Origin of the sequence: Paenibacillus amylolyticus (assembly GCF_001570725.1) — a bacterium.
Classification (GTDB): Bacteria; Bacillota; Bacilli; order Paenibacillales; family Paenibacillaceae; genus Paenibacillus; species Paenibacillus amylolyticus_A.
In genome coordinates this window covers 489,842-503,127 of sequence record NZ_BCNV01000001.1, presented here as the reverse complement: position 1 = coordinate 503,127, position 13,286 = coordinate 489,842, and the positions used below count along the sequence as shown (strand labels likewise).

Below are 13,286 nucleotides of genomic sequence, written 5' to 3'. Positions count from 1 at the left end.
ATAACAGATTACATCTGCGGAAGTGTCACGGTAAAGACCGTACCCTCAGGCGAACTGGAAACCTCGATTGTACCGTCATGAATTCGGATAATTTTCTGCACAATGGCAAGTCCAAGCCCGGTTCGTCCAGAAGAACGTTCCCGCGCACGATCCACCCGATAGAATCGATCGAACAGGAAAGGCAGATGCTCCGCAGCAATCCCGTCTCCTGTATCCCGAATCTGAATCACACACTGGTTATCTGCCTGCCCGGCATGAATCTCGATGCTTCTTCCCTGTGGCAGATGATTCACTGCATTACCCAGCAGATTCATCCACACTTGCATGAGTAGTACTTCATTGCCCACTAGTTGAATGGATTCGGGCACCGAAATCCGAAGCAGTAGCTCTTTTTCTTCCAGTTGCCATTGCAGCACCTGAACCGCTTGCCGGAATTGATCTCGAAGAGAGAACTTTACTTTGCTCAGGTCTTCGTTGCCTTGTTCTAGGGAGGACAGGAGAAGCAGTTGTTTGCTGAGCAAAGAGAGATGACGGCTCTCCTCCTCAATGATGGATGCATAATGCTCTCTTTTCTGTTCAGGCAGATCTCGATCGGCCACCAATTGGGCAAACCCCTGAATCGAGGTCAGCGGTGATTGAATCTCATGTGATACATTCGATACAAACTGCTGTCGCGCCTGATCTACCCTTTCCAATTCACGACTCATGGTCATGAAATGCTGGGCCAGCTGTCCAATCTCATCCCGCCTTCCGGTAGGCAATTTCAGATTATATTTTCCTTGCGCAATCCGTTTGGTTGCCTCGGACAGACGTTCAATCGGATTGACCAGATAACGGGTACTGATCAGAAAGATCAGAATACTGATGCCTATCGTAAATGCTCCAATCAGCGCAAAAAAGATACGCAGCTCACCGAATTGCAGAATTACATCCGGGCGCATAAAGAGAGCGTAATTGGCATTTCCCAGTTGCAGATGAACACCCACGGTATTGCTTAATTGATTATCGAAAAAACCGGTAATGAAAGGTTTACTGGGAAACTGGGCGACGCCATGGTATACCTCACCATTCAACACCAGTTCTACAGCTTGTTTGTTCAGATCTTTCTCTCGAAATTCGCGGCCATAGAATTGGTCGTTGCCTTTTCCATCCGTCACATAGATTTCGTACCCCAGTGCGGCGGCATTGTTCAGATAATCCTCCATCGTGCCGGGTTGCTGCTCCACAAATTGCTTCATTTGCGTCGCGATGCCCACCAGCTTCTCATCATTGAAATCCTTGAGCTTTGTATGATAGTAGATGTTGGACAAAAGAAAACCAAGCATGCCGCTGACCATAATCACCGCAATCGTAATGAGGAATACCCGGACGTACAAGGTCCTCAAGGTGCTTTCACCTCCATCTTGTAACCAATGCCCCGCACAGTCTGAATGACGAAATCGTCCGTATAGTCCGCAAAACGATCACGCAGCCGCTTGATGTGCACATCAACGGTACGGTCATCTCCTTCGTAATCTGCTCCCCATACGAGCCGAATGAGCTCATCCCGCGAGAACAAACGGCCCGGAAACTGGGCAAGCTGTGAGAGTAATTCAAACTCCTTCATTGGCAAAAAGAGAATGGATTGCCCATCGGTAACCTCCACATTGTTACGGTCAATGACGATCCGGTTCATACGGATGATATCGCTGGATGTGCGATGGTACCGACGAAATAACGCCTTTACCCGGTAGACTAATTCTTCCGGTTCAAACGGCTTGGTCACATATTCATCTGTTCCTTTCAAATAACCGTCTCTCTTGTCAGATAGCTGATCTCGAGCCGTCAGCAACATGATTGGAATATCGTAATGCTGCCGAATGAAATCACATAACTCCAGTCCGTCCATGCCTGGCATCATCACATCTAAGATTGCCAGATCGATCGGTGTTTCTTGCATTAGTTTGACCGCTTCCAGTCCGTCCTGCGCTTCATGGACCCGATACCCTTCCTTGGTCATGACATGCCGCAGGAGTGCTCGAATATTGGCATCATCGTCTGCCAGCAGCAGATGTTTCATATGGTTGTCCGCCCTTCTATGTAACAAGTACATCTCACTTTGATCCTGCACAGATGGTAGCATAAAAGCAATCTTATTCGCTAGCGCATGCATGGATATACCCTGTACATGTTTACATTTTCTTAAATCTGGTTGACACTACTAAGAGGCAGAACTATAATAAACCCATAACATATGAACAAACGCTCATATATTCATTCGTTAGTGATTAACCATCGCTAAGGATCAATTATAGCCACATTAGAAATCATATTACATAACGGAGCCTCGCTCCAAAGGAGAGGATTTAATATGTCTGGACATCATCACAGTCATAACCATGGGCACGATCATGGGCACAACCACGCTCACACCACCAATAATAAGAAAGTACTTCTGTTTTCCTTCATTATTATTACCATCTATATGATCGTTGAAGCCATTGGTGGATTCATCACCAACAGTCTCGCACTCATCTCGGATGCAGGCCATATGCTGTCCGACTCCATTGCGCTTGGGATCGCTTTACTAGCGTTTACCTTTGGTGAAAAAGCGGTGAATACTGGCAAAACGTACGGATACAGACGCTTTGAGATTTTGGCTGCTACGTTAAACGGAATTACGTTAATCGCCATTGCACTCTACATTTTCTACGAAGCGATTGGTCGGTTTATCAACCCGCCAGAAGTGGCAACCGTAGGCATGTTAATCATCAGCGTCATTGGATTGCTCATCAATATTCTGGTGGCCTGGATCATGATGCGTGGTAGCGATACCGAGAATAACCTGAATATGCGTGGGGCTTATCTCCATGTCATCAGTGACATGCTGGGATCGGTTGGGGCCATTGCGGCGGCACTGCTCATGATGTTCTTTGGCTGGGGTTGGGCCGATCCACTTGCGAGTGTGATTGTAGCGGCACTGGTATTGCGTAGTGGGTTCTATGTCACCAAATCTTCCCTGCATATCTTGATGGAAGGCACTCCGGCCAATGTCGATGTAAACGAACTGGTGCAGACCATTAAACAAGTCGATGGCGTCAAAGGTGTTCACGATGTGCATGTCTGGTCCATTACCAGTAACTTGAACGCGCTGACCGCACATATCGTGGTGGATGGAACGATGGATGTCTATGCATCCGAGATCCTGGTTCAGAAGATCGAACATATGCTGGAACATAAAGAAATCAAACATGTGACGCTCCAAGTGGAGTCCGAAAAACATCTGCACGATACCTCGGTACTATGTACCGTCAAAGGCGACGCACCAGATGCCCACGCGCATCATCACCATTGAGATGGTATAACATATAGCTGCAAACAGAAACAGGGCAGATTCCCCGGTGAAGGGAACGCCCTGTTTTTGTTTGCAGAAGTTCAGCTTTTTGCATGAGCAGAGAATGGAATATCTTCTGTACCTTGTCGCAATCTGGACTACTTGTATCTGTAAAGTAGCTTCTCTTTCTTTTGATCGAATTCATATTCCGATATGATATTTTTTTCTTTTAATTCACCTAGCTGAAGCAGTTGTTCATGTACATTCACAGGGGTCTTTTTTCTCTTGCTAGATATGACTAGGGCTAGAATTGAGAAAAGCAGACCATACAGTACACCCAGAAGTCCCAAACCTGCCGCTGCCTCCGCACTTTCTTGCGAACCATCTAAAAAAACTGCTATTAATAAAAAATTGAGTACGAACCAAATAAGGCTGAAGATCGATAATGCTTTCAATGAATGTTCCTCCTAAATGTTATGTATGTTTCTATCAAAATCAGGAAAGGCAGGTCAGAATGACTAAACCGAAACCTATAAAACTTAAATACGGTGTGAATTTGTTGCTTCGCAATACTCCCTCTCCTTCCCGATTGTGTTCATTTCTATGTATGTATTTATTCTCATTAGTATAAATGACAACAGGCAATTAAGAAACAGCCTTAGCACCTATGCCAAGGCTGTAATTGAATTGTCTCGTTTCTTTCCACTATTATGAAATGGCAATGATTATACTCGTTATCAGCATCAACAATGTTACGGGCGCCCAGATTCTTCGTTCCCATACACTTCTCGTAATCAGATTCAACATCGTCCCAAGTACTAAATACGCGACGATAAACCAGATCGCTGTCTCTGCAAAAACAGACCACTGACGCCAAAGCAATCCTGCTTTACTCAGAACAATGATACCCATGAATGCCAAAATCGCAATCTGAACTATACAAGCAAACCGCATGGAGATGGGGTATTTCCCGGGAAACTTTCCACCCATGGCGTACTCTCCCCAGGACACACCTACCGCTAAAGCAACCTGAAAGAGAATCACAATCAGAATCAAGACGGTGAATACGATTGCTGACGTTAATACGATCATAACCACACTCCAGTATTCAAAGTGGTAGTAGAATTACTCCCATAATAGGAATACCTTATTTTCCAATCGCCGATCCTTCATTCTCTACAGAAAGGTAAACATGACTGTTCTCTAAATTATACAGGATGTTCCACTATATCATACTTTCTTTTTTGCCTTTTAGACTCCCCTGCCTGTCCGCTTTCAACATTCGTGTCTCTCGATTGGAAATGAATACAAATAGAGACTTTCACTAAAGGAGAGTCTCTATTTGTATTCTATATTGTATTTTACTGAGCAACTACGTCGTTACGGATAATAACTTATAAGGACATAATTTACCCATTAAGCTGAGTCATCATTTCTTTCATATAACGTGTTCCATGGACTTCATTTTTGGGGCTTACCTTTTCAATGCGAGCTAAGTCATCGGGTGTCAGTTCAATCGTTGCAGCGTTCGCGTTCTCCTCCAAATATTTGATTCGTTTCGTTCCCGGAATCGGCAATGCGTTATTAGCCATGGTCCAAGCTAAAGCCAATTGCGCAGGCGTACAACTCTTCTCCATCGCGATCTCTTTGATTTTATCCACTACTTCTACATTTTTGGCGAAATTGTCTCCTTGGAACCTCGGCATATATCTGCGCAGATCATTAGCATCCAAATCCTCGAATGTCCGTATCTCACCTGAGATAAACCCTCTGCTTAATGGACTGTATGCAATATGAGTAATATTCAATTCTCTCGCAGTCGGTAGAATCTCGTCCTCAATATCCCGGCTCCACAGGGAATATTCACTCTGCAACGCAGAGATCGGATGAATGGCGTGTGCCCGACGTAAAGTGGAAGCCGATGCTTCCGACAAGCCTAGGCAGCGGACTTTCCCCTCTTTAACCAAATCAGCCATCGCGCCAACAGTTTCCTCAATCGGAATCTGAGGATCTACCCTGTGTTGGTAGTACAGATCAATGTAGTCTGTATTCAGCCGTTGAAGACTTGCTTCTACAGCCTTTTTCACGTAATCCGGATGGCCATTCAACGTTTCATAGTTCGGAGTGTATCCAAATTTGGTAGCAATAATGGCCTGATTCCGACGCCCCTTCAGCGCTTTCCCCAGTAGTTCTTCATTATGACCGTTCCCATACACATCTGCTGTATCTAGCAGTGTAACGCCAATCTCCAGCGCGTGATGTATGGTCTTCATCGACTCCTCATCATTGGTTTCCCCGTACATCCCCGGAGACATGCCCATAATTCCCAGTCCAATCGAAGATACGACGATATCGCTATTTCCCAGCACTCTTTGCTTCATTTCTCCATCTCTCCATCCGTTAATATTCGTCTTTACCGATGCTTTCCATTTGATCTAGCAGTTTGCTTTCTGAAGGAAGCTTGCCTGTTTCTATGTCTTCATAGATGGTCAATTTGTTATTCACCGCTGCAAGTGCTTCGGCAATTTCAAGTTGGCGGCGATGTAATTCTTCTTTATATTCCTGAAGGATCGCTTTCCGTTGTGGAATCGTTGAGTCACCATCCAGCGCCAGACTAACCATATGTTTCAGTGTAGATACTTTCATCCCCGTTGCCCGGAAACAAGACATCAGTCGCATCCAATCCAGATGTTCTTCCTCGAACATCCGATTTCCATGTTGATCTCGTTGAATGTACGGAAGCAGTCCCTCCTTCTCGTAGTAACGAATTTTATGTGCAGGACAACCCAGCCGCTCTGAAGCTTCTTTTATCGAGAAAGCCATACTGCTGACCCCTCCTTTATGTTCATTTGTGGATATATTGGCCGGTTCTTTTACATCCTAAGGCTTAATGTTCACATTAAGGCAAGCACTAATTTCAAAAAAATTAAATTCACTGACGTTCACTATTTTTAACAAATGGAGGACATCACACACGCTTCGGTACTGGGAAATAACGAATAGAGAAGATATGTCGAAAAGATCGGGTGAAAAGCTGGGATTCGGAGAAAAAAACTTGGGGAATCTGAGCAATTGTCTCATTATTTTAATTGTTGAGTGCCATAAAGTACCCTGGCTTGATCACAGTTCAATGGTTCGGTAAAAGGTATATCTATGAAGTATTCAAGCTGCCACTGTTGCGTTTTGAGAGCCTGCTTACTTGTTGGATTGTCCCAAGGCGGATATACACGTATGGCTCGCTTGCCACCTTTGCCTTGGTCCGATATGATATCTCGCTGTAACAATACATGCTTCGAAAATACAAACTGCCCAAAGTGGCTACCTGCGCGCGTACTAATGACATACATATCTGCTGGATCTGATACGTCATATGGCTGTGTCGACGGAATCGAATGGAGAAAGGATTTAAGGTTAAAACTTTACTATTTTAACATCCCTAGCATAGTCGTTTCCATTCATTCCATGCCTTTAAATATTTAGGCAGATCATCAGGATGATGCTTGTTACTCAGCCCAATTCGGCAATACAGATGGACCAGAGCTTCCTCTATCAATCTGGATTTATCCATATCTACCTGTTCCAGAAGTTCGAATGTACCAAATAATGTTTCCGTGTTGATATCATCCGGCGAAGAGCTAAAAGCATATAAGAAATCATAAAGAATAGGTCCAACCATTGGAGATGGGTCAATGACGCCGATGAGTTCATTTTGATCATATACAAAATTATGAACCCCCGTATCACCATGCAAAAGAAACTTCTCTTCTTTCTCATGAAACAGGCGGTCCACTTTGGATTGAACCAGATTATAATCATCTGTCGTTAAAATACTTCCAAGATTCATCTTTGCTTCCTGAACGCTAATCTGATTGAATTCTTTCCAGGTCCTCTGTGGGAACTCTATTCTGCCCCATGATTCCGTATCTGAAGAACGCACATATGTATTGAATAGCTCTTTCACCAGATGAGATAACCAGTCTCTTTTTTGTCCACGGTTGAAATGGGTCGTACCTTCCATATACGTATAGATAAAATAAGTGTTATCCGGATCAGTGAACAAAACTTCAGGCAATAACGGAGAATCCTTATATGTGTCCAAAAACTGCTGAGCAATGTGAATCTGTTCGGGTTCATCTGATTTTAGAATATAGTGCCTGTTCAGACCTGTACTCAACCGATAAACACGTCCTGCTGTGGTACCTGACAAACTTTGAATTTCAGATATTTCCTCGTTGATATGATGCATCTTAAATAAGTTATTGATCTCATTTATCGTTGGATTGATTAGCATATGCTTCTCCTTATATAACTAGGATCTTGATTCATTTGGTAAAGCATGCTCATACAGGTGTACCTCCGTTCTGTTTTCTATACCTTCTCATCAATAATATGTTTGCTACCATCTTGCTGCTTATGGTGTTGCATTTTTTTTATTTCAGTTTTCAGATAGTGCACTTCTTTAATTAGTACATCCAGCTTTTTCGATGTTTTGGATGAGTCTATTGCATAACGCACAATTGCAGCAAAGATAAGAACCACAATTAAACTTATAAGTGATACTACTAAAGCTCCGTAAAACTCCATATTGTTGTTCAACTCCTTGCTGTCAAAAAAATAAGTTGTAACACTCTTCTGAAAACCAAAACCATATCATCCCAAGGATCACCATAATGGTGCCTAGTACTTTTAATATTATTTCGATAGGTTGAGGGATATCACTATTAGGAGGGTTATCTTCAAACTCGTAATTCGGTTTAATTTTTCGATATCTCATCAGGACAAATATTTTGTATAGAAAGTCAGGAAAGAAGTAACATGCAATGCCCACGACAAATACGGGAGTAGATAAATAACCAAACGTACTGGTGGTCCATTCCATCTCTATTTCCTTCATCCTCCTTTTTCCTTACTGAATTCCGGCTGTACCAAACGTATTTTCAATGGCTTCTTTATAATTTTCCCAATCAAAATAAAACGGGCCTACCTGTAGTTTCTTCTCATTCAATAAGAAGTCTTTGATATTCATAGCTACCCCATCCCAGGCAAGGTACCAATTCATGTTTTTTCAGCCTTTGGTAAAGGGATCTACCATCAATAATGATGTCAGCAAATTCCGTGTTTTTATTTCCGTCCTGTTCAGGATCGAACTCGTCGTATCTTGAAGCTAATTTGGTTTCTAAGATGCTAATTTTCACTACAATTCCTCCATAATCAGCCTTTAGGGCTCACTCTCACTCTTCCTCTACGAGAATATCAGCACAGCGAACAATCAATTCAGGCATATTCTCTCCACCAAATAGAATATGAAGTTCATATCCATTATCGATCCGATACAGCTCTTGATACAGCCAGTAACTGCCGACAATCTCTCCCTCTTGCTTGATGATTTCGGGTGCAACCAGCGTAAGTTTATTTAAATTGGTGAAGCCCCCACGGGTGTCAAAACGGATAACCACTTTATCTCCCGTCACCAGTTCTATCACTGTACAATCATGATATTGAACCCTGCCATGTATTTCATCGGGAATATCCTGTGCCATCATCACTTCTCTAAATTCTTTCGCTGCGTGATCCACATGTCTCTTATTTTCCGCACTTTGTTTCTTTAATTGCTGTAAAATCTCTCTCGTGCAATAACCCAACGTAAAGACACGGATATCCGCAATTTGTTCAACGATTTCCTGTGGCAATTTCTCCGCCTTATATTGAAAATTCCACTCCATCGATTCTTTGTACTCTTCCTTGCATTTCTGCTCATCAAAAGGAGGGCGTACATCATATTCTACAATGAGTTTCTCAATATGCGCTCGTTCTTCCGAAGGCATGTGATAAACGATCTGATCCTCTTCTGTCACTTCTTCTCCGCTAAAGGCTTTCTCTACACGAGTCATGACCTGGCCATCATGCTCCAGCATGAAACGAGGGTCCAGATCATACATTCCGCGTTCCTCTTTCACATGCGCTGTTTCTTTTCTTTTATACAGCCTTAAAAATAGATTCTCATCGAACTCGTAAGCTCCGTTATGTACTCTTAAACCAAAATGAAGATGTGTCTGCTGACACAGCTCATACCATTCTTTCGTTAGATATCTCATGGGCATCTCTCCTGCTAATTTTTAGAATCTACTTCAATAATCGTGTTAGCGATAACAGATCTCGTAAAGCCTAACACCTCGACCACTTCAGATCGACATCGTTAGAAATTACTCTATTATTTTCACCGCTATTCCTCCAAAATCTTCAGCCTCAACGATTCCTTATACTCAACAGACGTACTGGTCTACCCCAAGGTTTGAAACAATTTGTGTTTTATTTCTTTGTCGTTTTGCGCCGCCCATTCATACATAATAGGCTCAACCATGCTCTTGGATAAATCGTCTTGTACGTGATAAGTTTCACCTCCTAAACATTCTTTACATTAATCCGAAGCCACTCGGAAGGGGCTTTTCTGGCAAAATGCTTTTCAATAAAATCCAAAATGTTATCAATGCCAGGCAATGCCGCATTTTCTTTGGCTTCGTCAAACGTCATCCATTGGTATTCGGTATGTTCATGATTTAACCGGACAGGCTGGTCTTCATCCACATATCCTACGAATACGGGAGCGGTATAGATATAATCCTCCATGGGTGAGTAATATTGTTCGAATTGATTGGCAGAATACAACCGGACTTCCGTAATACCTGTTTCCTCGTGAACTTCTCTGAGTGCAGCTTCCCATGCCTTCTCGCCCTTTTCTATCCCGCCGCCAACATAACACCACTCGTTATGCAACATACGACCAGCCCGCTTCAGCATCAGTACACGGTATTGATCGAGGCTCTTCTTCAACAGAACTACTGCCACGCCTTCACAACGAATGGGAACTGCCTGTTTCACGTGCTCTGTACCATTCAATTTCTCGCCCCCTTCTCTTCAGAATCGAAGTCCTCCAACACTTTAAACTTATCTCCGTGGATTTTGTCCAGATGATCTTCTCCCCAATAACATAGATGGTCCAGGGCAGGCTTGAGTCCCCAGCCGTAGTCTGTTAACTCGTACTCCACTTTGGGAGGTACCTCCGAATATACTTTGCGCTGCACAATCTCATCCTTTTCCAGACCTCTGAGCTGTGTTGTCAGCATCTTCTGCGTAATGTCAGGTATCAATCGTCGAAGCTCCGAAGTGCGTTTACGCCCGGTCATCAAGTGGTAAATAATTAAAGGCTTCCACTTCCCGCCCATCACTTCCAAGGCCGCTTCCACGCCAACTTTATATTTCTTTGGAGCGTTTGTGTCTTCATGTTCCGTCATTTTTGAACCCCTCCATAATCAAGCTATATCCCAAGTGAAAATATAATCTTTTTACTGCTATTCTTTCTATTATTTGAGCCTATTTCGAGGCATTCATTTAGGGTACTTTAATGTTCCTATAGCACTTCATTCTTCCTATAGAACATCAAAGTGCGTACTTCCAGATGTTTTCATACCTGTTTATAATAGCATCAGCCACTGATTTATGGCTACAAGACCGCAATCCAGAAAGGTAGTGAAAGATAAGATGAACGTACTCGTTGTAGTATCCCACCCAAGAAAAGATTCTTTGACCTTTCAGGTAGCTCAACGTTTTGCACAGGGTCTTACTGAGGCCGGTCACGGTTATGAGATATTGGATTTGCATGGGATTGGATTCGACCCAATCCTCCGAGAGATGGATGAACCAGACTATACCCAAGAAAATCAGGTGTTCTCGCCTGAGGTTGAGACGGAGATGGCGCGATTGAAGAAGCACGATGCTGTGGCTTTTGTGTTTCCTCTTTGGTGGTGGCATCTGCCAGCCATATTGAAAGGTTATGTGGACCGTGTCATGAACAACGGATTTGCCTACGGCGCGAACAAGCTCTCTCATCAGCAGATATTGTGGATCGCTCTTTCCGGCGTGACGGAAGAACAGATGCACAAGCGTAATTATGGTGAATCGATTGCCAATCTGCTCAATGTGGGTATTGCCGATTACTGTGGCGTGTCCCAATCAAGAGTTGAGTTTTTATATGAAACGTTGGAATCCAAGCCTGAGCATTATGAGGCACTGTTGAACCATGCACATCACTTGGGACTGAACTATGCCAAAGATATTCCGACGCTGTAATGGTACTAATAGCGCTGCATGGTTATAACGCCCCAACTCCGCTTGAACACGGCAAAAAAGGTCGCTCCGAAGAGCGACCCTGTTTGTTTAGATGCATTATTTTACTGTCGAGAGAAGAAACTTCTCCAACATACTGGTATCGGTGATGCTATGGTTGCAAGCTGTGTTATCCATGCATACGTACTGGGCTACAGAAGAAATATTGTCTGGCGTATAACTCTTGGTCTTCACGTTGAAGAATCCGAGCTCCTGATGGCGATGACAGAACATACAGTATCCCTTCTTGTTCGTCGCCGTAATTCGCCCCTCAATCCCTAGGAATCTGCCTTCATACGGATACACGATGAACAAGCGATCGGTAGCAATATCGATCCATCTCAGATAAGTTGTACGCGCGTAATCGATGGATTCCAGATCCGGCACCTTGAGCTTCTTTACCTTGGGAAACAGCTTCTGAATCTGCTTCGCGGATACTTGTGGATATGAAATCAGATATGCTTCCAGCCGGTTCAGATACGTCTGCAATTCATGTGTCGTCTCATACGTGGATAACTGCTCCAGCAGTTGCTTCTGCTCCGGAGTGAGTTCATCGAAGATGCTCACCGCATTGGTGCCGACCGTATAACGGACGGTTTCCAATACTTTTGGATCCACAACCGAGCGTAGCGTTTTCAGCAGGAAATCAGCTTGTTTTTGAATATAATTGAATTGATGATTTTGAATAAATGGTGTTTGCATGGCGTTCAGCCCCTTATATTTATTAAGAAAATAAAGTAAGGTGCAAAGCCTGCGGGATGTAACATTATGTTGATGTTGATTCCAGGGCAAACAATCTCATTTTGTCGCGCCCTACACAAAGTCCGCCCCTATTCAGGCTTTGCGTAAGGCTTTCTAGCGAACGAGCAATCCGGCATCATCCATATTGCCACGTCATAACCCCCAATGCAGTAGATATACAGGAATTATAGCAGGGCAGCATAGTGTAGGCAACGGGCTTCGTTCCAATCTCCAATTATAAAAATATACTTTTATCTTAGATTTATAGATGATATAGTTTAAATTTTTCTAGATCTACATTGAATTTGCCTTCTATAAGTATGTCCAGTCCTAATAAACCGTTAATATTATGATATTTAAATGAAGTAAAATCTATTGGAATATCCTTTAAAACAAAATCTCCCACCTGTATTCCCTCGACACGCTTACTAAAAGCATGTTCCTTACCGCCAATTCCGTAACTTGTTATAATCTCATCCTCTACCCCAACTAGAATGCCAATATCGTCTACTTCATCCTGTGAAATCAAGGTATGACTTGCTCCCGTATCAATAACTATATTATTGATCCTTTTTCTATTTCCGTTAAAAAGGATTATTAGTTCAGTGAATAACAGTCCTTCTCTATATTCAATTTTCATTTATAATTTTCTCCTTAAACCTACATTCTTCCGTACCTTAACAATGACTTGATCTTTGGAAGTATGATAGACCAAGGTATTATCCCGGCTATTCAGTAATTCTTGGGTTGCTTTTTCATCGCTTATAGGACCGATCACAGCGACCTCATCTATAACTTCTTGATTCTCTGTCTCTTCAGAATGAAGGACTTCAAACTTCACGAATTGATTCGGGTAAATTTGTTGAACCTCTTGCCATTTCATAGTCATTCCCCCTATCGTTTGATGATATTATACCACTTAGTAAACACGCACCAATCATTGAAATTTCATCTGTCCTTTAGTCATTATTGAAAAATAGAATACTATCCAATTCAACATTCAACGTAAATAGAGTGTTTATAAAGGCTTTTGATGCTTTTACTCAAACGCCTATTAACAAAAAGAAGC

18 protein-coding genes are annotated in these 13,286 nt (G+C 42.9%); 2 read left to right on the top strand and 16 right to left on the bottom strand.

Features of this window, described 5'->3' with window-relative positions; genetic code table 11:
• Window positions 1-8: 8 nt before the first annotated feature.
• Together PAHA3_RS02335 and PAHA3_RS02330 are read right to left on the bottom strand one after the other, a co-directional pair.
• Window positions 9-1,385 (bottom strand): sensor histidine kinase, encoded by a 1,377-nt coding sequence (locus PAHA3_RS02335; protein ID WP_062833292.1) that lies wholly within the window; start codon window positions 1,383-1,385, stop codon window positions 9-11.
• Window positions 1,382-2,059: a response regulator transcription factor gene (locus tag PAHA3_RS02330; RefSeq protein WP_062833291.1), complete on the bottom strand. Its 678-nt coding sequence runs from the start codon at window positions 2,057-2,059 to the stop codon at window positions 1,382-1,384. Before PAHA3_RS02330 ends, PAHA3_RS02335 begins: the two co-directional genes overlap by 4 nt.
• A gap of 291 nt (window positions 2,060-2,350) precedes the next feature.
• On the opposite strand from PAHA3_RS02330, the gene PAHA3_RS02325 reads away from it, so the two are divergent.
• Window positions 2,351-3,334 carry a cation diffusion facilitator family transporter gene (locus tag PAHA3_RS02325; RefSeq protein ID WP_062833290.1) on the top strand — a complete coding sequence of 328 codons (984 nt, stop codon included), beginning with the start codon at window positions 2,351-2,353 and terminating at the stop codon, window positions 3,332-3,334.
• 137 nt (window positions 3,335-3,471) lie between these two features.
• On the opposite strand, the gene PAHA3_RS02320 is transcribed toward PAHA3_RS02325, so the two are convergent.
• The 11 genes from PAHA3_RS02320 to PAHA3_RS02270 form a co-directional block, all read right to left on the bottom strand.
• Window positions 3,472-3,768, bottom strand: a complete 297-nt coding sequence (locus tag PAHA3_RS02320; protein ID WP_062833289.1) for an SHOCT domain-containing protein — start codon at window positions 3,766-3,768, stop codon at window positions 3,472-3,474.
• Between the two features lie 253 nt (window positions 3,769-4,021).
• The gene (locus tag PAHA3_RS02315) at window positions 4,022-4,405 is read right to left on the bottom strand and encodes a hypothetical protein (protein WP_062833288.1); all 384 of its coding nucleotides are present in this window, start codon (window positions 4,403-4,405) and stop codon (window positions 4,022-4,024) included.
• Between the two features lie 317 nt (window positions 4,406-4,722).
• The gene (locus PAHA3_RS02310) at window positions 4,723-5,694 is read right to left on the bottom strand and encodes an aldo/keto reductase (protein WP_062833287.1); all 972 of its coding nucleotides are present in this window, start codon (window positions 5,692-5,694) and stop codon (window positions 4,723-4,725) included.
• A gap of 19 nt (window positions 5,695-5,713) precedes the next feature.
• Window positions 5,714-6,136: a MerR family transcriptional regulator gene (locus PAHA3_RS02305; protein WP_062833286.1), complete on the bottom strand. Its 423-nt coding sequence runs from the start codon at window positions 6,134-6,136 to the stop codon at window positions 5,714-5,716.
• A 257-nt stretch (window positions 6,137-6,393) separates the two neighbouring features.
• Window positions 6,394-6,702, bottom strand: a complete 309-nt coding sequence (locus tag PAHA3_RS29755; protein WP_371327923.1) for a MepB family protein — start codon at window positions 6,700-6,702, stop codon at window positions 6,394-6,396.
• A 47-nt stretch (window positions 6,703-6,749) separates the two neighbouring features.
• A complete protein-coding gene (locus PAHA3_RS02300; RefSeq protein ID WP_062833285.1) occupies window positions 6,750-7,604 on the bottom strand; it encodes an aminoglycoside phosphotransferase family protein in 855 nt (284 codons plus the stop codon).
• Window positions 7,605-7,681: 77 nt separating this feature from the next.
• Complete coding sequence (locus PAHA3_RS02295; protein ID WP_062833284.1) at window positions 7,682-7,897, bottom strand: hypothetical protein; 216 nt, start codon at window positions 7,895-7,897, stop codon at window positions 7,682-7,684.
• Between the two features lie 322 nt (window positions 7,898-8,219).
• Window positions 8,220-8,372, bottom strand: coding sequence for a hypothetical protein (locus PAHA3_RS31195; RefSeq protein WP_371327893.1), 153 nt, complete (start codon window positions 8,370-8,372; stop codon window positions 8,220-8,222).
• Between the two features lie 172 nt (window positions 8,373-8,544).
• On the bottom strand, window positions 8,545-9,408 hold the full coding sequence (locus tag PAHA3_RS02280) for a DUF4085 family protein (protein WP_062833281.1): 864 nt from the start codon (window positions 9,406-9,408) through the stop codon (window positions 8,545-8,547).
• A 307-nt stretch (window positions 9,409-9,715) separates the two neighbouring features.
• Window positions 9,716-10,210, bottom strand: a complete 495-nt coding sequence (locus tag PAHA3_RS02275) for an NUDIX hydrolase (protein ID WP_062833280.1) — start codon at window positions 10,208-10,210, stop codon at window positions 9,716-9,718.
• On the bottom strand, window positions 10,207-10,605 hold the full coding sequence (locus PAHA3_RS02270; protein WP_062833279.1) for a winged helix-turn-helix transcriptional regulator: 399 nt from the start codon (window positions 10,603-10,605) through the stop codon (window positions 10,207-10,209). The genes PAHA3_RS02275 and PAHA3_RS02270 overlap by 4 nt, the downstream gene beginning before the upstream one ends.
• Before the next feature lie 247 nt (window positions 10,606-10,852).
• On the opposite strand from PAHA3_RS02270, the gene PAHA3_RS02265 reads away from it, so the two are divergent.
• Window positions 10,853-11,440, top strand: a complete 588-nt coding sequence (locus PAHA3_RS02265) for an NAD(P)H oxidoreductase (protein ID WP_062833278.1) — start codon at window positions 10,853-10,855, stop codon at window positions 11,438-11,440.
• 96 nt (window positions 11,441-11,536) lie between these two features.
• Here PAHA3_RS02265 and PAHA3_RS02260 read toward each other — a convergent pair whose 3' ends face one another.
• From PAHA3_RS02260 to PAHA3_RS02250, 3 genes are all read right to left on the bottom strand, one after another.
• Window positions 11,537-12,178: a FusB/FusC family EF-G-binding protein gene (locus tag PAHA3_RS02260; protein ID WP_062833277.1), complete on the bottom strand. Its 642-nt coding sequence runs from the start codon at window positions 12,176-12,178 to the stop codon at window positions 11,537-11,539.
• Window positions 12,179-12,479: 301 nt separating this feature from the next.
• Entirely contained in the window at window positions 12,480-12,857 is a 378-nt protein-coding gene (locus PAHA3_RS02255; protein WP_062833276.1) for a retropepsin-like aspartic protease, read from the bottom strand.
• A complete protein-coding gene (locus PAHA3_RS02250) occupies window positions 12,858-13,100 on the bottom strand; it encodes a hypothetical protein (protein ID WP_062833275.1) in 243 nt (80 codons plus the stop codon).
• Window positions 13,101-13,286: the final 186 nt, after the last annotated feature.

Excerpts from the sequence above, each read along its gene's own strand:
- PAHA3_RS02265 (WP_062833278.1), top strand. The coding sequence starts at position 10,853 with ATGAACGTACTCGTTGTAGTATCCCACCCAAGAAAAGATTCTTTGACC.
- PAHA3_RS02310 (WP_062833287.1), bottom strand. The coding sequence starts at position 5,694 with ATGAAGCAAAGAGTGCTGGGAAATAGCGATATCGTCGTATCTTCGATT.
- PAHA3_RS02315 (WP_062833288.1), bottom strand. The coding sequence starts at position 4,405 with ATGATCGTATTAACGTCAGCAATCGTATTCACCGTCTTGATTCTGATT.
- PAHA3_RS31195 (WP_371327893.1), bottom strand. The coding sequence starts at position 8,372 with ATGAATTGGTACCTTGCCTGGGATGGGGTAGCTATGAATATCAAAGAC.
- PAHA3_RS02270 (WP_062833279.1), bottom strand. The coding sequence starts at position 10,605 with ATGACGGAACATGAAGACACAAACGCTCCAAAGAAATATAAAGTTGGC.
- PAHA3_RS02305 (WP_062833286.1), bottom strand. The coding sequence starts at position 6,136 with ATGGCTTTCTCGATAAAAGAAGCTTCAGAGCGGCTGGGTTGTCCTGCA.
- PAHA3_RS02295 (WP_062833284.1), bottom strand. The coding sequence starts at position 7,897 with ATGGAGTTTTACGGAGCTTTAGTAGTATCACTTATAAGTTTAATTGTG.
- PAHA3_RS02280 (WP_062833281.1), bottom strand. The coding sequence starts at position 9,408 with ATGAGATATCTAACGAAAGAATGGTATGAGCTGTGTCAGCAGACACAT.
- PAHA3_RS02325 (WP_062833290.1), top strand. The coding sequence starts at position 2,351 with ATGTCTGGACATCATCACAGTCATAACCATGGGCACGATCATGGGCAC.
- PAHA3_RS02260 (WP_062833277.1), bottom strand. The coding sequence starts at position 12,178 with ATGCAAACACCATTTATTCAAAATCATCAATTCAATTATATTCAAAAA.
- PAHA3_RS02250 (WP_062833275.1), bottom strand. The coding sequence starts at position 13,100 with ATGAAATGGCAAGAGGTTCAACAAATTTACCCGAATCAATTCGTGAAG.
- PAHA3_RS02300 (WP_062833285.1), bottom strand. The coding sequence starts at position 7,604 with ATGCTAATCAATCCAACGATAAATGAGATCAATAACTTATTTAAGATG.
- PAHA3_RS02255 (WP_062833276.1), bottom strand. The coding sequence starts at position 12,857 with ATGAAAATTGAATATAGAGAAGGACTGTTATTCACTGAACTAATAATC.
- PAHA3_RS02330 (WP_062833291.1), bottom strand. The coding sequence starts at position 2,059 with ATGAAACATCTGCTGCTGGCAGACGATGATGCCAATATTCGAGCACTC.